We start from the raw sequence: 18,266 nt of genomic DNA, 5'->3' as shown, positions 1-18,266 counted from the left end.
CACACCCGCTGTCCGCGACGGGTCCGTACTCAGCGCATACCGGGGCTGGTTCCGGATTCGTACTTGAACTCTCGCCGTCGGCAGGACCCCCGCTAGTCGGCCTTCGTGCTCACGGCGAGCCCGGAGCCGACGGGGAGCACCGCCGTCTCGAAGTCGGGGTCGTCGCGGACGGCCTCGAGGTAGTCGGCTATCCCGCGGGTCTGGTCGTTCGCGGACGCGATCGCGCCCCCGGTGTCCTCGTCCCCCTCGGCGTGCGCGAGGAGCGCATCGAAGTCGATCGGGCCGCGCATCACGTTGTCCGCGGCGACGACGCCTCCCGGCGCGACCTTGTCGCGGACGGCGTCGAACGCGTCCACGTACCGCTCCTTCTGGTGGTCGACGAGCACCACGTCGAAGGGCCCGTCGTAGCGTCCGACCGTCTCCATGGCGTTCCCCTCCTCGAAGACGCAGCGGTCCGCGAGGCCGGCCTCACGCATGAACTCGCGCCCCTGATCGAGTTCCTCGGCGTCGAACTCCGTGAGGATCACCCGCTCGGCGCCGCCGCGGAGGAACCACGAGGCGGAGTAGCCGAACCCGGAGCCGAACTCGAAGACGGTGTCCGCGTCCGCGAGACGTGCGAGCAGGCGGAGAACGGCACCCGACTCGGGACCGATGTTCGGGAAGTCGTGTTCGTCGGCGAACGCGGCCATCTCCGCCTGCACCTCGGTGTGTTCGGGGCCGGTCGCACGCAGAAACCTGGAGACCTCGTCTGTGAGTACCATGGGTCCGGATCGGGGGCCGGCGACTTGTATCCCGACGCCGGAGTGGCCCGGAGCGGTCACGGAGACGAGTCATCCTCGGGTCGCCGGGGATTTATGCGGCTCCCTCGCGCCGGTTGGGCACGGGATGGACACCCACCTCACGCTGGAGTTCGGCCACCGCGACCCGCTCCCCGCCGGCCACGCCGACGAGGTTCGAACGCCCGACGTGCTCGTCGAGCGGTTCCTCCGGGAGTACACCGACCCCGGCGACCGCGTGCTCGACCCGTTCGCGGGGTTCGGGACGACCCTGCTCGCCGCCGAACGCCTCGGGAGGGTACCGTTCGGCATCGAGTACGAGGCGGACCGCGTCGCCGCGATCCGCAACCGCCTCGGCGACGATCACGGCGGGGAGATACGCCACGGAAGCGCCCTCAACCTCGACGGGTCGTGGGTCCCGCCCTGTGACTGCTGTTTCACGTCGCCGCCGTTCATGACCCACAGCATCGACCTGGACCCCTTCGAGAACTACGAGGGCGAGAGCACGTACGCCGACTACCTCGACGACATCGAGGCCGCGTTTCGCGGCGTCGCGTCGGCGATGGCACCCGACGGAATCGTCGTCGTCGACGTGGTGAACCTCCGCGAGAGCGACCACGTCACGCCGCTGGCGTTCGACGTGGCCGACCGCGTGAGCGAGGTGTTGCGGTTCGACGGGGAGGTCGTGATCGAGTGGGAGGGCGACGGCTACGAGGATATGCCGGGGCGCTACGGCTACGGGTTCGACCACTCGTACTGTCTGGTGTTCGAGAAGCAATCCAGCGGGTGAGCCGAACTGGTCGCCGTCAGACCGAGAGGTAGCCGCCGAGCACGAGCAGCACGAAGCCGATCGCGGCGGCGGCGGTGTAGAAGGTGCCGGCGTCGCGGGCGGCGGTGCGGACCTTTCCGTCCTCCAGCGCCGAGCGAACCTTGCTCCCGCCGACTTCGACGAGCCCGGTCATGACGACCCACAGCGCCAGCATCGTGAGCACGACGTGGCCGCGCGGCGGCGCGAACAGCCCCTCGGCGCCGTACACCGTCGCGGCCATGTGGCCCCCCGTCGCGAGGAACACGAGCGCGCCGACCCGCGTGATCGTCGACACCCCCGAGACGACGCCGCCGAGCAGTTCGGGGGTCACGTCGCCGTCTTTCGCGAGCGGGATGACCTTCCAGGCGGTGAGGACGACCGCGCCGACCCAGAGGCCGGCGAACAGGGTGTGAAACACGTACGCCGCGGTGAGCGCGGCCTGCATCGGAGCGACTTGCATGGACAGTCACAGCGACGGGAGCCACATAAATCCCGACACGACGCGGCGACGCCTCCGCCCCGGGCGCCGGCGTGGTCGTCGCAGCCAGCGGGCCGACGCGGTCCACGGTGCGCCCGCCTTGCCGGTGTCGGCTCCAGTCCGCTTAAGCCACGGGCCCGTGATGGATCGGTCATGTTCGACCCCGACGATCTCGAAGCCATCCGCGAGGGCAAGCGAGAGTGGGAGGAGGAGACCCTCTCCCCGACACTCGACCGCTTCGGGGAGCGCGAGGAGGAGTTCACCACCGACACCGGCGGCCAGGACGTGAAGCGGCTGTACACCCCGGACGACGTGGGCGACCTCGACTACGAGGACGACGTGGGGTTCCCAGGGGAGGAGCCGTACACCCGCGGCGTCTACCCGACGATGCACCGCGGGCGCCTGTGGACCATGCGCCAGTACGCCGGGATGGGAACCGCCGCCGAGACGAACGAGCGCTTCCAGTACCTGATCGACCAGGGTTCCTCGGGACTGTCGATGGCGTTCGACCTTCCCACCCAGATGGGCTACGACTCCGACGCCGACATGGCCGCCGGCGAGGTGGGGAAGTCCGGCGTCGCCATCGACTCGCTGGAGGACTTCGAGCGCGTCTTCGACGACATCCCGCTGGACGAGGTGTCCACCTCGATGACGATCAACGCGCCCGCCGCCGTCCTGTTGGCGATGTACATCGCCGTCGGCGACCGCCAGGGCGTCGACCGCGAGGAGCTTCGGGGCACCATCCAGAATGACATCATGAAGGAGTACATCGCGCGGAACCTCTACATCTACCCGCCGGAGCCGTCGATGCGACTGATAACGGACATCTTCGCGTTCTGCGCCGAGGAGGTCCCCAGCTTCAACACCATCTCCATCTCGGGGTACCACATTCGCGAGGCAGGATCCACGGCCGCCCAGGAGATCGCGTTCACCCTCGGCGACGGCATCGAGTACGTGCAGGCGGCCGTCGACGCCGGCCTCGACGTGGACGAGTTCGCGCCCCAGCTTTCCTTCTTCTTCAACGCCCACAACAACATCTTCGAGGAGGTCGCGAAGTTCCGCGCGGCCCGCCGGATGTGGGCGGAGATCATGGAGGAGCGCTTCGGCGCGGAGAACCCCAAGTCGAAGCAGCTGAAGTTCCACACCCAGACCGCGGGCTCGACGCTCACCGCCCAGCAGATCGAGAACAACGTCGTCCGGGTCGGCTACCAGGCGCTTGCGGCGGTGCTCGGCGGTACCCAGAGCCTCCACACCAACGGGAAAGACGAGGCGCTGTCGCTGCCGACCGAGCAGTCCGTTCGCACCGCCCTCCGGACCCAGCAGATCCTCGCCCACGAGTCGGGTGCCGCGGACACGATCGACCCGCTCGCGGGAAGTTACTACGTCGAGAGCCTCACCGACGGGATCGAGGAGGAGGCGTTCGAGATCCTGGAGGAGGTCGACCGCCGCGGCGGGATGCTCGACGCCGTGAAGAGCCAGTGGGTCCAGCGCCAGATCCAGGACACCGCCTTCGAGCGCCAGCGCGAGATCGAGGAGGGCGAGCGGATCATCGTCGGCGTCAACGAGTACGAGGTCGAGGAGGACGCCCACGTCGACCTGGAGGACGTCTCCGAGGAGGAGGAGCAAGCACAGATCGACCGGGTGCAGGCGCTCCGCGAGGACCGCGACTCCGAGGCCGTCGAGGACGCGCTGGCGGCGCTGCGCGACGCCTGTCGGGGCGACGCGAACGTGATGCCGTACATCGTCGACGCGGTGAAGGCGTACGCGACGGTCGGCGAGATATCCGACGTGATGCGCGAGGAGTTCGGCGAGTACAAGCCGGGGCAATAGCGCCCGGCGCGACCTGTCGTGTACCCGTCCGTCGGGCGATTTTATCCTCCCGCCGTCGTACTCGTCGAGTATGCATATCGACCACGCCGGGATCGCGACCGAGGACGCGGCCGCACTCGCCGCGCTGTACACGGACCTGCTCGACTGCGAGATCGCCCACCAGGAGGAGTTCGACGGGATGGCGGTCGTCTTCCTCGAGCTGGGCGACTCGTATCTCGAACTGCTCGAACCGCTCGACGACGAAGGGACGATCGCCGGCTACCTCGACCGCAACGGGCCGGGGATCCACCACCTCGCGTTCGCGACCGACGACATCACGGGCGCGCTCGATCGCGCCCGAGATCTCGGGGTCGGGCTGATCGACGAGGAGTCGCGGCCGGGCGCGTGGGGACACGAGGTCGCGTTCCTCCATCCGCGAGACACCGGCGGCGTGCTCGTGGAGTTCGTCGAGCACTGAGCGGTCGCCACGTGGATGGTTGTCACAATATCGTTCCGGAGTTATTTGTTCCAAGCTTCTCGGTAGAATTATATTTCGACTGCCATGGATCTCCCCCGTGGAACGACGTGACTTCCTGGCCGGCGTCGGCGCGAGCGCGGGAGCGCTCGCAGTCGGCACGACCGGCGCACGAGCGGAGACGACGGACAGCGATCGGGTGGACGAGCTCCTCTTCGACTCGACGGCGAGCCTCCTCGGCGCCGACGGCGAGCCCGCGGCCGCCGACGCCGACTTCGTCGCGGTGCGCGCGGAGCCGACGGCGACGAACGTCGACGAGGACGGCAACGGCGACGCCGTCGAGTACCCGGAGGACCGACAGATCCCGCTGGTGGGCGTCGACGACGGCGTCGTCGCCTTCGGCGCGCCGGTCGTCCAGAACGGCACGGACTTCCTGTACGGGAACGAGGAGGTCGTCCTGAACGCGCTCGACCGCGTCGCCGGGTCGGGCACGGTCGCGTTCGACGAGACACACGGGCAGTTCTACGACGCAGACGCCCACGCCGCGTTCATCGAGTACGCCGAGACCAACGGCTACGCGTTCGAGGCGACGGGCACCGACGGTGACCTCGTCGCCGCGCTCTCAGCCGCCGACGCGGCGGTCGTCACCTCGCCCAGCGAGGGGTTCACCGCGGCCGAGCGCGACGCGCTCGCGGCGTTCGTCGCCGATGGCGGCGGGTTGCTCCTGTTCGACCAGTCGGACTTCCAGAACTTCGACGCGACGGACAACCTCAACAAGATCGCGGACGCGCTCGATCTGGCGTTCCGGTTCAACGACGACCAGGTCCTCGACGAGGAGAGCAACGACGGCATCGAGTTCGTCCCGACGACGACCCGATTCGACGACGACTACGCGGATCTGTTCGCCAACCGGCAGGGGCTCGGCTTCGAGGTCGACCCCTCACGGACGTACACGGCCGAGGTCGTGAGCGTGACCGACGGCGACACCGTCGACGTTCGGATCCCCCGAGAGAACGCGCCCGACTACTTCGACACGGTCCGCCTGCTCGGCTTCGACACGCCCGAGACGTACGACCCGACCGAGACCACTCCCGAAGAGAGCCCCGAACTCGCCGAGGAGTGGGAGGGGATCGACTCCTACGAGTACCTCCTCGAGAAGGGTCGCGAGTCCGCCGAGTGGGCCGTCGGCGAACTGTCGGAGGCGACGGTCGACCTCTCGTTCGACCCGGAGGAAGGCGTCCGCGGCGGCTTCGGGCGCCTGCTGTGTTACGTCCGGTACGACGCGGACGGCGACGGAACGCGCGACGACCTGTTCAACCGGCGCATCCTCGAGCGCGGGTACGCTCGGGTGTACGACTCGGGGCTCACGCGCCACGACGAGTTCATCGAGATCGAGCGCACGGCCCGCAAGCGCGGCCTCGGCGTATGGACCGAAAGCGACATCGACGTCGTCGAGCCGACGCGGCCTTCGCGGGTCGAGCGCGTACTGTTCCCGCGAGCCGCGACCGTCGCGGCCGGCGACGCCGAGGTGCTGGCGCGGGCGGGCGACACCGCCACCGCGCCCGGCGCACCGCTCGCAGCTGCCGACGCCGACGCCGGCGTCGCGCTCGTCGGCGCACAGACGATCCAGGAGGACTACGACGGCCCAGACGCGCCCGTCGACGACCCCGGGGCGTACGACACTTACCAGTTCACCGCCGGCGTGGTCGACCGGCTGACCGCCCGCGCGGGCGAGGTGCTGATCGACGGCGGGCACGGCCAGTTTGCCGCCGAGGAGTCCGCGAGCGCCGAGGACGCCGCGTACTTCAAGCGCTATCTCGAGGGGCTCGACACCGGGTTCACGCAGTACAACGACCTCTCGTCGATGGGGACCATCGCACGCCGGCGTGCCCTCGTCGTCTCCGCGCCGAGCGAGGAGTACACCGCGGAGGAACTCGACGTGCTCCGGCGGTTCGTCCGCGGCGGCGGCGCAGTGGTCGTGCTCGCCGGCCGCGCCGCCGACCGCGAGCGCGTGAACGGCCTGCTGGCCGGGCTCGGGACCGACCTGCGCCTCGGCGCGACCTCCGTCGACGACCCCTCGAACAACGCCGGCAGCAAGGAACTCCCCGTCACGACCGACGTGGACGTGAACCCGCCGCTCCTCGGCAGCGAGCGCGGCCGCGGGAACGGTAACGGTACGGGCGGAGGGAACGGCAAAGGCCGTGGTCGCGGCGAGGACGACGGGACGGACTCGCTGGCGGGGCTCCTGTTCGGCTGAACCGGCTCCGAGTCGGGTCGCCCCGGGGAGCCCATGGGCGACTCCGTACCCATCGTAACCCCCACGGCGATGGAAAGAGCGTAGTGGGACGGGGTTCATCCCGGTTCCATGCGCGATTGGCTCTCCCACCGGGTCGCCGCCACGCCGGACGCGGAAGCGCTCGTGCTGGCGGCCTCGGGGGAGTCGCTGACGTACGCGGGTCTCGACGCCCGCGCGGAGGCGTTGGCGGCCCGACTGGCCGGACTGGGCATCGAACCGGGCGATCACCTCGCTGTCGTCCTCGGCAACCGGACGGGGTACGTGGCGCTCGTCCATGCCGCGATGCGGCTGGGCGTGCGGCTCGTCCCCTGCTCGGACCGGCTCACGGCCGCGGAACTCGAACCCAGGCTCGCCGCCGCCGACGCGACGGCGCTCGTGTGCGGGGACGACACCGAATCCGTCGCCGTCGCGGCGGCCCTCGACGACGCGGTCCTCGGGACCGACGCCGACGAGGACGACCCCAGCGGGGGCGACGACGGGAGCGCCAACGACGGTGACGACGACGACGCGACTGGCTGGCGGTCTGTCGACGGTTTCGAGCCCGCGCGTGTGGACGACCGCGGCGGCGACGAGGGAGCCGACGGGAAGTCGACCGACTCGCCGGTCCCCGTCGTCTCGCTTGACGACCCCGAGGACGACCGCGTGGTCGACATCGACGCCGCGCCCGAGGGGGAGGTGCCGGCGGTTCGGTGGGGACGCGGGGACACCCTCGTCATGCTGTTCACGTCGGGGTCGACCGGGAGTCCGAAGCTCGTGCCGCTGTCGATGGGGAACGTCCTGTCGTCGGCGACCGCCTCGGCGTTCCGGCTGGGCGTGCTCCCCGACGATCGCTATCTCGCGACGCTGTCGCTGCACCACACCGGCGGGATCATGCCGCTGTACCGGGCGACGCTGTACGGGACGAGCGTCGTCCTCCGGGAGTCGTTCGACGCCGGCGGCGCCGTCGACGACATCCGGCGCTACGACGTGACGGGCGTCTCGCTCGTCCCGACGATGCTCTCGCGGATGCTCGACGCGCGCGGGACCCTCCCCGACTCGCTGCGAGCGGTGCTGCTCGGCGGCGCGCCCGCGCCGGACTCGCTGCTCGAACGCTGTCGCGACTTCTCGGTTCCGGTCCACCCCTCGTGGGGGATGACCGAGGCGGCCTCCCAGATCGCGACCGCGCGCCCCCGGGAGGCGTTCGACCGGCTCGGCACCGTGGGTCGGCCGCTGCTGTGGACGGACGTGACGGTCCGCGACGAGGACGGGACGCGGCTCCCGCCGGGCGAGACGGGGGAACTCGTGGTTTCCGGACCGTCGATCGCCGCGGGGTACTACCGCGACGAGGCGACGACCGACGACGCGTTGACGGACGACGGCGCGCTCCGGACGGGCGACGTCGGCTACCGCGACGAGGACGGCTACGTGTACGTGCTCAACCGCCTCGACGACCGGATCATCTCCGGCGGCGAGAACGTCGACCCCGGCGAGGTCGCGGCGGCGATCCGCGAGCATCCCGGCGTCGACGACGTCGCGGTCGCGGGCCTGCCGGACAACGAGTGGGGCGAGCGCGTCGCCGCGCTCGTCGTCCCCGCCGAGCCGGCCGAGACGGCCGACGACCCGCTGACGGCCGCGGCCGTCGAATCGTTCTGCCGAGAGCGCCTGGCGGGGTTCAAGATCCCGCACACGATCGCGTTCGCCGAGGAGCTGCCCCGGACCGTCTCCGGCACCGTCGAGCGACCGGCCGTGCGGGACCGGCTCGAACGCGCCCGCGACGCCGAGCGCGAATCTGGCGAGACGGACGACGCCAGTAGGGGTACCGACGCCGGGGAGACGACGGCCCGATCCGAAGCCGACCGGGACGGTGCGGACAGCGCGGACGACGCGGACAGTGGAGACGGCGCCGACGATGCCGACGGTGCCAACGGTGCTACCGATGCCGACGGCGTCGACGACGCGGAGGGGAGGGACGGAGACGAGGACCTCGACGACGAGGAGGAGTAAGGCTCCCTCGGTAAACGCGAATTCCCGGGTCGGAAGTTCCACCGACGTTATGGTCGGGCGTTCCCGAATGATAGCTATGAACACGGACCTCGGTCTGCTGGACGAGTCACTGGTTCCGGAGCACGCGCGCGATGTGAAGCAGGAAGCTCGCGAGTTCGCCGAAGAGCACATCGCGCCGGTGGCACAGGAACACTTCGAGGCCGACGACTACCCGTGGGAGGTGCTGGAGGCCGGCCAGGAGGCGGGGCTCGTCGGACAGGACATCCCCGAGGAGTACGGCGGCCGCGGCCTCGATATCTACCAGATGCTCGCCATCGCCGAGGAGTTCTACCGCGCGGACGCCGGCATCGGGCTGACGATGATGCTCCCTTCCTTTGGCAACGAGCTCGTCTACGACTACGGCACCGACGAGCAGTGCGAGGAGTACGTCCGTCCCGTCGCCGAGGGCGATCAGATCTCCGGGCTCGCGGTGTCGGAGCCGCAGACGGGCTCGGACCTCGCGGGCATGACGACGAAGGCCGAGACGGTCGACGGCGGCTACGAGATCACCGGCGAGAAGTACTGGGTCGGCAACGCCGTCGAGGGCGACTGGCTCACCGTCTACGCGAAGACCGGCGACTCCGAGGACCGCTACGGCAACTACTCGCTGTTCATCGTCGAGACCGACTCGGACGGGTACGAGGCCGAACACATCCCCGAGAAGATGGGGATGCGCGCGTCCAAGCAGGGCCACATCGTCATGGAGGACTGCTTCGTCCCCGAAGAGAACCTCGTCGGCGCCGAGGGGGGCGGATTCTACATGCTCGCGGACTTCTTCAACCACGGCCGCGTCGTCGTCGGCGGGCACGGTATCGGCCTCGCCGCGGCGGCCATCGAGGAGGCGTGGGAGTTCGTTCACGACCGCGAGGCGTTCAGCCGGAAGATCTCGGAGTTCCAGTCCGTCCAGCACGACCTCGCGGACATGCGCACCGAGTTCGAGGCCGCGCGGTCGCTCAACTGGCGCGCCGCCGAGAAGCTCCACGAGGGCGAGAACGCGGGGCTGTGGGCCGCGATGGCGAAGCTCAAGTCGACCGAGACGGCCGTCGACTGCGCCGAGCGCGGGATGCAGCTCCACGGCGGGCGCTCGGTCCTGACGGAGCGCCGGATCGCCCGCGTCTACCGCGACGTGCGCATCCCGGTGATCTACGAGGGCGCCAGCGAGGTACAGCGCAACCTCGTGTACCGCCAGTCGCAGTAGTCGGCCGACACTACCGACACCGCAGCCTCCGTGCCGGAGTCGCCAACGCCGGCCCCACCCCCGCGCTTTACCCCCTCCCCGCCGAACTCGGAGTCGACACATGATCTCCTCCGAGCGGATGGCGATGGTCGACCGCAACGCCGCGGCGCTCGGCGTCTCGACGAAACAGCTGATGGAGTCGTCGGGCAACGCCGTCGCCCGCGCGGTCCGCGAGCGGGCGGCCCCCGGCGACCGAGTCCTCCTGATCTGCGGCCGCGGGAACAACGGCGGCGACGCGATGGTCGCCGCGCGCTTCCTCGACGAGTTCGAGGTCGAGACCTTCCTGCTGGGCCGACCGGGGACGATCCGCACCGACATCGCCCGCGAGAACTGGGATACGCTCGTCGAAAGCGACCTCCCGAGCCGAACCGTCACCGACTCCCGCGAGTTCGACCTCGACGAGTACGGCCCGGACCTCGTGGTCGACGCGATGCTCGGTACCGGCGTGACCGGCGCGCTCAGAGAGCCGGAGGCGGCCGTCGCCCGCCGACTCAACGCCGCCGACGTGTCCGTCGTGGCCGTGGACGTACCGTCCGGCGTCGACGCCGATACGGGGACGGCCGCCGGCATCGCCGTCGACGCCGACGCGGTCGTCACCTTCCACGACGACAAGCCGGGGCTCGCGGATCTCGACGCCGACGTGACGGTCGCGGACATCGGCATCCCCGACGCCGCCGAGACGTTGGTCGGACCGGGCGATCTGCTGGCGCTGGGCCGCGACGCCGACTCCCACAAGGGCGACAACGGCGAGGTGCTGGTCGTGGGCGGCGGCCCCTACACCGGCGCGCCCGCGCTGGCCGCCCGCGCCGCGCTCCGCGCCGGCGCCGACCTCGTCCGAGTCGCCTGCCCCGAGCCCGTCGCCCGCGAGATCCAAGGGTACGGCCCCGATCTCATCGTCCGCTCGTTCGACGGCGACCACCTCGCGCCCCGCCACGTTGACGACCTGCTCGACCGCGCGGCCGACCAGGACACCGTGGTCTTCGGGCCCGGACTCGGTAGCGACGACGCGACGCTCGACGCCGTCGCCGAGTTCCTCGCCGGCTACGACGGCCGCGCGGTCGTGGACGCCGACGCGCTCCAGGTCGTTCCCGAGGTCGAGACCGACGCCGAGCTGATCTGTACGCCCCATCAAGGCGAGTTGCTGAGGATGGGCGGCGAGACCGCCGACGACTGGCGAGAGCGCGCCGACCTCGTGACGGCGTTCGCGGGCGATCTGGGCCACACAGTCCTCGTGAAGGGCCGCTACGACGTGATCAGCGACGGGACGGACACCCGGATCGGGCGGACCGGAAATCCGGGGATGACCGTCGGCGGCACCGGCGACGTGCTCGCGGGCGTGACGGGCGCGCTCGCCGCGCAGGTCGAGTCGCCGCTGCAGGCGGCCGCGCTCGCGGCGTGGGCGAACGGTCGCGCGGGCGACGCGGCCGCCGACGAGTTCGGCGACGGCCTCGCCGCCTCGGACCTCCCGGACCGGATCCCACAAGCCCTCCGCGACGAAGGGGAGTGACATGAGCGACGACGACGCACACGGCGACCGCGACGCGGACGACGACCTCACCCACACCGACGACGCGGGCGACGTGCAGATGGTGAACGTCGGGGACAAGCCCGACTCCGCCCGGCGGGCGGTCGCGCGCGGGACGATCCACCTCACCGAGTCGACCGTCGACGCCGTCCGCGGCAACGAGGTGAAGAAGGGCGACGTGCTCGCGACCGCCCGGATCGGCGCCGTGCAGGCGGTGAAACACACCTGGGAGACGATCCCGATGTGCCACCAGATCCCGATCACGAACGTCGACACCGAGTTCGAGGTGAGCGACGATCGCATCGAGCTTGCGGTCGCCGTCGAGACGACCGGGAAGACGGGCTGTGAGATGGAGGCGCTTGAGGGTGTCACGACCGGACTGAACACGGTCTGGGACATGGTGAAGGCCGCCGAGAAGGACGCGACCGGCGGCTATCCAGACACGCGGATCACGGACGTGGAGGTCGTAACGAAAGAGAAGACCGTACTGGAGTGATCTGACGACGGGAACCGCGCCGGCCGTTGCGTCCGCCGGATACCTTTTAATCACGGCCGCGGAACCACCATCCATGATATCACTCGACGAGGCCGTCACCGCCCGGCTGGAATCCCACGGCACGCGCTTCGAAGTCCTGATCGACCCGGACGCGGCGCTGGCGATCAAACGCGGCGAGTTCGACGGCGATCTCGAGGACGTGATCGCCGCCGAGGACGTGTTCGAGAACGCCTCCCGCGGCGACCGACCGCCCGAGGAGGACGTCGAGGAAGTGTTCGGCACGACCGACGCGTTGGATATCATCCCGGAGATCGTCGAGCGCGGGGAGATACAGATCACCGCCGAGCAGCGCAAGGAGATGCTCGAACAGAAGCACAAGCAGCTCGTCAACCGCATCACGCGCAACGCGGTGAACCCGCAGATGGACGACGCGCCCCACCCGCCCGAGCGCATCGAGCGCGCGCTGGAGGAGGCGGGGTTCACGATCGACCCGATGGAGCCCGTCGAGAACCAGATCGACGACGCGCTCGAGGCCCTGCGCCCCGTCATCCCGATCCGGTTCGACGAGGTGACGGTCGCGGTGCAGTTGCCCGCCGACTACGCCGGCTCCGGACAGGCGAAGGTGCGCGAGTTCGGCGATCTGGAACGCGAGGAGTGGCAAAGCGACGGCTCGTGGGTCGGCGTGGTCACGTTCCCCGCGGGGCTGCAGAACGACTTCTACGACCTCGCGAACGAGGTGTCAAGCGGGGAAGCGGAGACGCGCGTCGTGAAGGAGGAAGACGAGATCAGCCGCCGATAGCGGCCCGTTTCGACCGGGGACGGACCCACCGTGGGCCGATCATCCCCGCTTGAAGCCGACGAAGAAGCCGCCGGTGAACCCCGCCGACACCGACAGCGTCGAGAGGATGGTCTCGACCCACGTCGGCGGCGTCTCGGCGGTCGCGGCCGAGCCGAGCGATTCGAACGTACTGCCGAGCTTGTCCCAGTTCACGGTCAGGACGCCCCGTGACTCGAGGAACTTGAACAGCGCGAGCTCCAGCCCGACGATCACCGCGATCAGCTTCGCGATCTTCTTCGCCGCGAACCCGATGATCCCCCCGATAACGGCCCCCGTCCCGAGTTCGAACCCGAGCTGTCGGGGGTCGATATCCAACTGTGCGAGCAGTTCTGGTCCTGGCATACCGCCGTGTGGGCCGTCACCGGTTAAGTCGTTTGTGGGCCGAACGGCTACACGGTCGCGATCGCATACGGTATGCCTCGATGATCGCGCGGTACGGTCGGGAGCCGCCGGACGGCACCGCCGCGGAATTGAAGTCCTCCGGCCGCGTACTCGCGCGTATGCACGCACAGCCACACAGCTCGAACCGCGAGGTGGGTGACAGCCATCCCTGACCGCCACACCGGGGAAGCGCCGACGGCGGTCGTCGCGAAACGCGTCGACCGCGGACGCGCCGACCTGACGGAGATCACGGACCTCGCGACCGCGGCGGGGTACGAGGTGACCGCGTCGCTGACGCAGACTCGGGATCAGGACCCCGCCTACCACTTCGGGGAGGGGAAAGCGGACGAGCTCGCGCGGCTCGTCGCGCGGGAGGACGCCGACGTCGTGATCATCGATAACGAAGTCGGCCCGTACCAGACGTTCAACATCGGGGCGAAGCTCCCCGAGGGCGCCGAGGTGGTCGACCGCTTCACGCTCATCCTCGACATCTTCGGCCAGCGCGCGCAGACGCGCAAGGCGCAGCTCCAGGTCGAGCTCGCGGAGCTGCGCTACGAGCTCCCGCGTGCCGAAGTGAAGGCGAGCCTCGCCAAGCGCGACGAGCGACCCGGGTTCATGGGACTGGGCGAGTACGACGAGTCGCGCGAGCGCGACATCAAGTCCCAGATCAGCCGGATCAAAGACGAGTTGGACGCCATCGCGGAAACCGAGGAGAAGCGCCGCGAGCAGCGCCGCGAGTCCGGCTTCGATCTGGTCGCGCTGGCGGGGTACACGAACGCGGGCAAGTCGACGCTGCTTCGACGCCTCGCGGACGATCTCGACGTCGACGAGAACGCGGAGAGACATCCGGACCTCGACTCGACGGCCGAGTCGCGAAACCAACTGTTCACCACGCTCGGGACGACGACCCGCCGTGCGAACACGGGCAAACGCGACGTGCTGCTCACCGACACGGTCGGGTTCATCTCCGATCTGCCCCACTGGCTGGTGGAGTCGTTCGAGTCGACGCTGCAGTCGGTGTATCACGCCGATCTCGTCTTGCTCGTCGTCGACGCCAGCGAGCCGGTCGAGGAAATGCGCGAGAAACTCGTCACCTCCCACGACACCCTGTACGAGCGCAACGAGGCGCCCATCGTCACCGTGTTCAACAAGGTGGACCGCCTCGACGACGATGAACTCCGTCGCAAGCGCGAGTCACTGTCCGCGCTGGCGCCGAATCCGGTGTGCGTCTCCGGACTGACGGGGGACCGCGTCGAGGACCTGCGCGAGCGCGTCGAGGCGGAGCTCCCCGACTGGAAACGCGAGCTGCTGCTGCTCCCGCTGTCGGACGAGGCGATGAGCCTCGTCTCGTGGGTGCACGACAACGGCCACGTCGAGCGCGAGGAGTACGACGCCGCGCAGGTCGAGTTGGAGTTCCAGGCGCCGCCGGCGGTCGTCGACCAGGTGCGGTCGCGCGCAGCCGACCTCGACCGGGACGCACCTCCGGAGTCGGTCGAGTCGCCGTAGCCGTCGCCGGCGGCGAACACACGCGTGAAGTCTCGTTTCCGGTCCCGTGGGTGCCGTTAGCCTGTAGATACCAAACAGGGTCGGGTTCGACCCCGCGTCCATGATGCGCCATCACACGTTCCACGTCGTCTGCCACGACTGTCCCACGGAACACCTGAGCGACTCCGAGCGTGCCGCGGCTCGGCTCGCCGCGAACCACGAGAACGTCGCGGGTCACGACGTGGCGATCGGCCGCGTGGACTGATCGGCTTCCGCGACATCGGCCGGGTCGCTCGCGAGCGTCGCAGAGGATCACCGCCCGGCCGGTGAGTGGACGGTTTCCGCTCCGTTCCGATCGGATCGACCGAAGCTTGTACCCGGAGCCCGACCGACAGGTATGACCGATCAGCCGTCGGCGCCGGCAGGGATCGATGACCGGCTGGAGACCGCCGTCGACGCGGCCGAACGCGGTGGAACCGTCGCACTCGATGCCTTTCGCTCGGCGCTCGAGGTAGAGACGAAGGCGGACGGGCCGATGGACGCCGTCACCGCCGTCGACCGCTCAGTCCAGGAGCACGTCATCGAGCACGTCGGCGAGACGTACCCCGACGACGCGGTCGTCGGCGAGGAGGACGACGCGCTGAAGTCGGTTCCGGAGACCGGTATCGCCTGGGTCGTCGACCCGATCGACGGGACGGTCAACTACGCGAAGGGGAACCGCGTCTGGATGACGAGCGTCGCCGTCTGTCGCGACGGGGCGCCCGTCGCCGCGGCGAACTACGCCCCGGCGACCGGCGATCTGTACGTCGCCGGCGACGACGCCTCACGCCGGAACGGCGAGCCCGCGACGGTCAGCGATACTGCCGACCCGAAGGCGTTCCTCGTCAACCCGGTGTTCGGCGTGTCTCGATCCCACCGGCGGAGTCTGACTGACGCCGTCGATACCGTCCTCGCGGAGTTCGGCGACGTGCGGCGGTTCGGCTGCGCGCAGGCGGCGCTGTCGGGCGTCGCGACCGGCGAGCTCGACGCCGTCGTCTCGACGGTCGAGCTCAACGCCTGGGACACCGCCGCGGGCGTTCACTTGGTTCGACGAGCCGGCGGCCGCGTGACCGACGTGAACGGCGATCGCTGGGACCCCGGCGCACGGGGGCTGATCGCCTCGAACGACGAGGCACACGGGACGCTCGTCGACGCGTTCGAGGCGACCGAGTGAACGGGGCGCAAGGGATGCGGTCGGATGCGGGACGGCGGCACCGTCGCGGGTCCCCGAAGTCGCTTACTGTAGCCGGTCGATGACCTGTAGGAGCGACTCCTTCTCCTGAACGCCGACGAGCCGCTCGGCCTCCTCGCCGTCGGCGTAGAACTGTAGCGCCGGAATGCCGCGTACCCCGGCGTCGGCGGCGAGCCCCTGGAACGCGTCGACGTCGACTTTGAGCACCGTCAGCCCGTCGACCTCGGCCGCGAGTTCCTTCACCGTCGGCTCCAACATTTTGCACGGACCACACCAGTCGGCGTGGTAGTCGACGAGCACGAGCCCCTCGCCCGTCAGCTCCGCGAACTGTTCCTCGCTCTCGACGTGAACGGGTTCCCCGGCGGCAGTGTTGCTGCTCATACCCGTTAGTTGGCGAGTGAGCGTGTTAACCGTTCCACTCGAATGTCGGCCGCACGCACGACCGCGGAACCGCGGATCGCACGCTGGGACGGACACGACAGCACTCCCGAGCGCCGTCGCTGTCTGGAGAAGCGAACAGGCGACTCGCGGCACGGTCGCGTCCGTCGGTGAGTCGCGCACCCGCTGCACGACGGACGGTGAGGAGTCAGCGCATGCGACGGGATGGCCCCGTCACCGTATTTCAAGTCTCGTACGAGAGCAGGACGCCGTCGTCGACGCGCGCGACGTCGACCAGCTCCAGGCGCGGGAAGTCGTCGAGGAATCCTTTGCCGTCCGCGAGCGTCGGCGCGTCGCGGCCGCCGATAACGAGCGATCCGACGTAGAGGGAGAGTTCGTCGACCAGCCCCCCGTCGAACAGCGAGAATATCACTTCGCCGCCGCCCTCCACCATGACGCGCTCGATCCCCTCGCGTTCGAGCGCGTCGAAGGCCGCTCGGAGGTCGACGCGGCCATCGTCACCGCCGGCGACGATGACCGCCGCGCCGGCGTCGCGGAGGTCGGCCAGCCGATCCGGGTCGGCCTCGTCGCTCACGAGCAGGTACGTCGTCGCCTCGTCGTCGAGGATCCGGGCGTCCGGTGGGGTGCGAGCGCGGGAGTCGGCGACGAGTCGGGCGGGATTCCCGGAACGGCCGTCGCGGAGGCGCTGGACGCGGCGGTCCTCCTCGTCCAGCGTGAGATGCGGGTCGTCCGCGAGCACGGTGCCGACGCCGACGAGCACGGCATCGGCGGCCGCGCGGATCCGGTCGACGCGGTCGAAGTCGGCGGCGCCGCTGATCCGGACCTGCTCGCGGCGGCGCGAGGAGAGCTTCCCGTCGACGGAGACGGCGGCGTTGACGTGGACGTACACGGGAGCGGGGATCCGTCGTCGATCGGCTCAGTTCTGTCGGTGACCGAGCGGCTTCTTCCGCTCGAGCTCGATCTCGACGTGGACGGAGTCGGGGAAGTCCATGTGGCCGACCTCGCGGGCGATGTGGTCGTTCCCGTGGATCTCGAGGCGGCGTGCGAACACCTCGAACGTCCACTCACCGAGCTCGGTCCCGGAGGAGAGGCCCTCGTACAGCGGCACGCGGATACGTTCCGACGGTTCCGTATGTGGGCCCTTGCACTCGGCGCCCTTCCGTTCCAGCATCTCGCGGAGACTGTTCACCGTGTCGTCGAGCGCGGCTCGGTCCCCGCTTTGGAACCGGAGCTTGGTTACGAAGGTCATGAGCTGGGGTCTACCCGTTCTGTTTCGCCGGAGCGCTAAAAGCGCATCTACCCACACACCGGCACGCGGGGGGCTCACACGGGCGTCGTTTTGGCCTCGACGAACGGGCCGATCTGGGAGACCGGAGACGGGCTCGCGGTTGCTGGGGGCCGAACAGCCGTCGTTTCGGCCGGTGGAGCGGTCTCCGCTCCGACATACTCTTCAACCGGGGTGGCTTACCTGTCGCTAATGTCGGTCGAAGCGACTAGCGCCGGAGCCATCCTCTTCCGCGACACCCGCGGCCACAGGGAGTACCTGCTCCTGAAGAGCCGACCGGGGGACTGGGAGTTCCCCAAGGGCGGGGTCGAAGGGGAAGAGGAACTCCAGCAGACGGCGATCAGAGAAGTGACCGAGGAGGCGGGGGTCGAGGACTTCCGTCTCATCGACGGCTTCCGCAGGGAGTACGACTACGTGTTCGAGGCGGGCGGCAACACCATCCACAAGACGGTGCATCTGTTCATCGCCCACTCGTTCGAAGCCTCCGCGGAGCTGTCGACCGAACATCGCGACCTACAGTGGCGCGACTACGAGCAAGCGCTCAACACCATCACCCAGGACGGCCCCCGAGATATTCTCGAGGAGGCCCACGACTACCTGGACGATCTCAAGGCCACCGAGGCGGACGGCTACCTCCTCGGCTCCGAGAGCTAACCGGGAGCGCCCCGCGGCACAGCCGGATCGGAACCGCCGGAACCCGGCGGTCGACACAGCGGTGACACCGA

At 69.6% G+C, this 18,266-nt stretch carries 19 protein-coding genes; 13 read left to right on the top strand and 6 right to left on the bottom strand.

The annotated features are described in order from the left end of the window. Nucleotides 1–92: 92 nt before the first annotated feature. Nucleotides 93–761 carry an O-methyltransferase gene (locus K6T25_RS10980; protein ID WP_222914045.1) on the bottom strand — a complete coding sequence of 223 codons (669 nt, stop codon included), beginning with the start codon at nucleotides 759–761 and terminating at the stop codon, nucleotides 93–95. A 124-nt stretch (nucleotides 762–885) separates the two neighbouring features. On the opposite strand from K6T25_RS10980, the gene K6T25_RS10975 reads away from it, so the two are divergent. Continuing rightward, nucleotides 886–1,566 carry a DNA methyltransferase gene (locus tag K6T25_RS10975; RefSeq protein ID WP_222914044.1) on the top strand — a complete coding sequence of 227 codons (681 nt, stop codon included), beginning with the start codon at nucleotides 886–888 and terminating at the stop codon, nucleotides 1,564–1,566. 16 nt (nucleotides 1,567–1,582) lie between these two features. On the opposite strand, the gene K6T25_RS10970 is transcribed toward K6T25_RS10975, so the two are convergent. Further along, nucleotides 1,583–2,044 carry a CopD family protein gene (locus K6T25_RS10970; RefSeq protein ID WP_225917733.1) on the bottom strand — a complete coding sequence of 154 codons (462 nt, stop codon included), beginning with the start codon at nucleotides 2,042–2,044 and terminating at the stop codon, nucleotides 1,583–1,585. 171 nt (nucleotides 2,045–2,215) lie between these two features. Between K6T25_RS10970 and K6T25_RS10965 the strand changes: the two genes are divergently transcribed. The 8 genes from K6T25_RS10965 (at nucleotide 2,216) to K6T25_RS10930 (ending at nucleotide 12,721) form a co-directional block, all read left to right on the top strand. After that, nucleotides 2,216–3,892 carry an acyl-CoA mutase large subunit family protein gene (locus K6T25_RS10965; protein WP_222914043.1) on the top strand — a complete coding sequence of 559 codons (1,677 nt, stop codon included), beginning with the start codon at nucleotides 2,216–2,218 and terminating at the stop codon, nucleotides 3,890–3,892. Nucleotides 3,893–3,962: 70 nt separating this feature from the next. After that, nucleotides 3,963–4,349, top strand: coding sequence for a methylmalonyl-CoA epimerase (mce, locus tag K6T25_RS10960; RefSeq protein ID WP_222914042.1), 387 nt, complete (start codon nucleotides 3,963–3,965; stop codon nucleotides 4,347–4,349). A 97-nt stretch (nucleotides 4,350–4,446) separates the two neighbouring features. Then, nucleotides 4,447–6,603: a thermonuclease family protein gene (locus K6T25_RS10955; protein ID WP_222914041.1), complete on the top strand. Its 2,157-nt coding sequence runs from the start codon at nucleotides 4,447–4,449 to the stop codon at nucleotides 6,601–6,603. Between the two features lie 108 nt (nucleotides 6,604–6,711). Continuing rightward, a complete protein-coding gene (locus K6T25_RS10950) occupies nucleotides 6,712–8,625 on the top strand; it encodes a class I adenylate-forming enzyme family protein (RefSeq protein ID WP_222914040.1) in 1,914 nt (637 codons plus the stop codon). A 76-nt stretch (nucleotides 8,626–8,701) separates the two neighbouring features. Then, nucleotides 8,702–9,862: an acyl-CoA dehydrogenase family protein gene (locus tag K6T25_RS10945; protein ID WP_425600866.1), complete on the top strand. Its 1,161-nt coding sequence runs from the start codon at nucleotides 8,702–8,704 to the stop codon at nucleotides 9,860–9,862. Between the two features lie 100 nt (nucleotides 9,863–9,962). Then, nucleotides 9,963–11,408 (top strand): NAD(P)H-hydrate dehydratase, encoded by a 1,446-nt coding sequence (locus tag K6T25_RS10940; protein WP_222914038.1) that lies wholly within the window; start codon nucleotides 9,963–9,965, stop codon nucleotides 11,406–11,408. Nucleotide 11,409: 1 nt separating this feature from the next. Continuing rightward, a complete protein-coding gene (gene moaC / locus K6T25_RS10935) occupies nucleotides 11,410–11,922 on the top strand; it encodes a cyclic pyranopterin monophosphate synthase MoaC (protein WP_222914037.1) in 513 nt (170 codons plus the stop codon). Nucleotides 11,923–11,995: 73 nt separating this feature from the next. Continuing rightward, complete coding sequence (locus K6T25_RS10930) at nucleotides 11,996–12,721, top strand: ribosome assembly factor SBDS (RefSeq protein ID WP_222914035.1); 726 nt, start codon at nucleotides 11,996–11,998, stop codon at nucleotides 12,719–12,721. Nucleotides 12,722–12,760: 39 nt separating this feature from the next. Here the strand turns inward: K6T25_RS10930 and K6T25_RS10925 are convergent, their stop codons facing one another. Further along, nucleotides 12,761–13,102, bottom strand: coding sequence for an FUN14 domain-containing protein (locus K6T25_RS10925; RefSeq protein WP_222914033.1), 342 nt, complete (start codon nucleotides 13,100–13,102; stop codon nucleotides 12,761–12,763). A gap of 204 nt (nucleotides 13,103–13,306) precedes the next feature. Between K6T25_RS10925 and hflX the strand changes: the two genes are divergently transcribed. The 3 genes from hflX (at nucleotide 13,307) to K6T25_RS10910 (ending at nucleotide 15,839) form a co-directional block, all read left to right on the top strand. Beyond that, on the top strand, nucleotides 13,307–14,647 hold the full coding sequence (hflX, locus tag K6T25_RS10920) for a GTPase HflX (RefSeq protein ID WP_222918001.1): 1,341 nt from the start codon (nucleotides 13,307–13,309) through the stop codon (nucleotides 14,645–14,647). Between the two features lie 100 nt (nucleotides 14,648–14,747). Continuing rightward, the gene (locus K6T25_RS10915) at nucleotides 14,748–14,891 is read left to right on the top strand and encodes a hypothetical protein (protein WP_222914031.1); all 144 of its coding nucleotides are present in this window, start codon (nucleotides 14,748–14,750) and stop codon (nucleotides 14,889–14,891) included. 132 nt (nucleotides 14,892–15,023) lie between these two features. Further along, on the top strand, nucleotides 15,024–15,839 hold the full coding sequence (locus tag K6T25_RS10910) for an inositol monophosphatase family protein (RefSeq protein WP_222914029.1): 816 nt from the start codon (nucleotides 15,024–15,026) through the stop codon (nucleotides 15,837–15,839). A 63-nt stretch (nucleotides 15,840–15,902) separates the two neighbouring features. Here K6T25_RS10910 and K6T25_RS10905 read toward each other — a convergent pair whose 3' ends face one another. From K6T25_RS10905 to K6T25_RS10895, 3 genes are all read right to left on the bottom strand, one after another. Beyond that, nucleotides 15,903–16,238, bottom strand: coding sequence for a thioredoxin family protein (locus K6T25_RS10905; RefSeq protein WP_222914027.1), 336 nt, complete (start codon nucleotides 16,236–16,238; stop codon nucleotides 15,903–15,905). A gap of 241 nt (nucleotides 16,239–16,479) precedes the next feature. Continuing rightward, nucleotides 16,480–17,145 carry a 2,5-diamino-6-(ribosylamino)-4(3H)-pyrimidinone 5'-phosphate reductase gene (locus K6T25_RS10900; protein WP_222914025.1) on the bottom strand — a complete coding sequence of 222 codons (666 nt, stop codon included), beginning with the start codon at nucleotides 17,143–17,145 and terminating at the stop codon, nucleotides 16,480–16,482. Nucleotides 17,146–17,172: 27 nt separating this feature from the next. Beyond that, complete coding sequence (locus K6T25_RS10895) at nucleotides 17,173–17,505, bottom strand: uS10/mL48 family ribosomal protein (protein WP_222914024.1); 333 nt, start codon at nucleotides 17,503–17,505, stop codon at nucleotides 17,173–17,175. Between the two features lie 228 nt (nucleotides 17,506–17,733). Here K6T25_RS10895 and K6T25_RS10890 point away from each other — a divergent pair, with 228 nt between their 5' ends. Beyond that, a complete protein-coding gene (locus tag K6T25_RS10890; RefSeq protein WP_222914022.1) occupies nucleotides 17,734–18,195 on the top strand; it encodes a bis(5'-nucleosyl)-tetraphosphatase in 462 nt (153 codons plus the stop codon). The last annotated feature ends 71 nt before the right edge of the window (nucleotides 18,196–18,266 follow it).

Origin of the sequence: Halobaculum rubrum (assembly GCF_019880225.1) — an archaeon.
Classification (GTDB): domain Archaea; phylum Halobacteriota; class Halobacteria; order Halobacteriales; family Haloferacaceae; genus Halobaculum; species Halobaculum rubrum.
Note: the sequence above shows the minus strand (reverse complement) of the source record. Positions and strands in the feature narration are given on the sequence as shown.

Bases quoted from the DNA above. Each gene is read 5' to 3' on its own strand.
- K6T25_RS10980 (WP_222914045.1), bottom strand. From the start codon at position 761: ATGGTACTCACAGACGAGGTCTCCAGGTTTCTGCGTGCGACCGGCCCC.
- K6T25_RS10975 (WP_222914044.1), top strand. From the start codon at position 886: ATGGACACCCACCTCACGCTGGAGTTCGGCCACCGCGACCCGCTCCCC.
- K6T25_RS10970 (WP_225917733.1), bottom strand. From the start codon at position 2,044: ATGCAAGTCGCTCCGATGCAGGCCGCGCTCACCGCGGCGTACGTGTTT.
- K6T25_RS10965 (WP_222914043.1), top strand. From the start codon at position 2,216: ATGTTCGACCCCGACGATCTCGAAGCCATCCGCGAGGGCAAGCGAGAG.
- mce (WP_222914042.1), top strand. From the start codon at position 3,963: ATGCATATCGACCACGCCGGGATCGCGACCGAGGACGCGGCCGCACTC.
- K6T25_RS10950 (WP_222914040.1), top strand. From the start codon at position 6,712: ATGCGCGATTGGCTCTCCCACCGGGTCGCCGCCACGCCGGACGCGGAA.
- K6T25_RS10945 (WP_425600866.1), top strand. From the start codon at position 8,702: ATGAACACGGACCTCGGTCTGCTGGACGAGTCACTGGTTCCGGAGCAC.
- K6T25_RS10940 (WP_222914038.1), top strand. From the start codon at position 9,963: ATGATCTCCTCCGAGCGGATGGCGATGGTCGACCGCAACGCCGCGGCG.
- moaC (WP_222914037.1), top strand. From the start codon at position 11,410: ATGAGCGACGACGACGCACACGGCGACCGCGACGCGGACGACGACCTC.
- K6T25_RS10930 (WP_222914035.1), top strand. From the start codon at position 11,996: ATGATATCACTCGACGAGGCCGTCACCGCCCGGCTGGAATCCCACGGC.
- K6T25_RS10925 (WP_222914033.1), bottom strand. From the start codon at position 13,102: ATGCCAGGACCAGAACTGCTCGCACAGTTGGATATCGACCCCCGACAG.
- K6T25_RS10915 (WP_222914031.1), top strand. From the start codon at position 14,748: ATGATGCGCCATCACACGTTCCACGTCGTCTGCCACGACTGTCCCACG.
- K6T25_RS10910 (WP_222914029.1), top strand. From the start codon at position 15,024: ATGACCGATCAGCCGTCGGCGCCGGCAGGGATCGATGACCGGCTGGAG.
- K6T25_RS10905 (WP_222914027.1), bottom strand. From the start codon at position 16,238: ATGAGCAGCAACACTGCCGCCGGGGAACCCGTTCACGTCGAGAGCGAG.
- K6T25_RS10895 (WP_222914024.1), bottom strand. From the start codon at position 17,505: ATGACCTTCGTAACCAAGCTCCGGTTCCAAAGCGGGGACCGAGCCGCG.
- K6T25_RS10890 (WP_222914022.1), top strand. From the start codon at position 17,734: ATGTCGGTCGAAGCGACTAGCGCCGGAGCCATCCTCTTCCGCGACACC.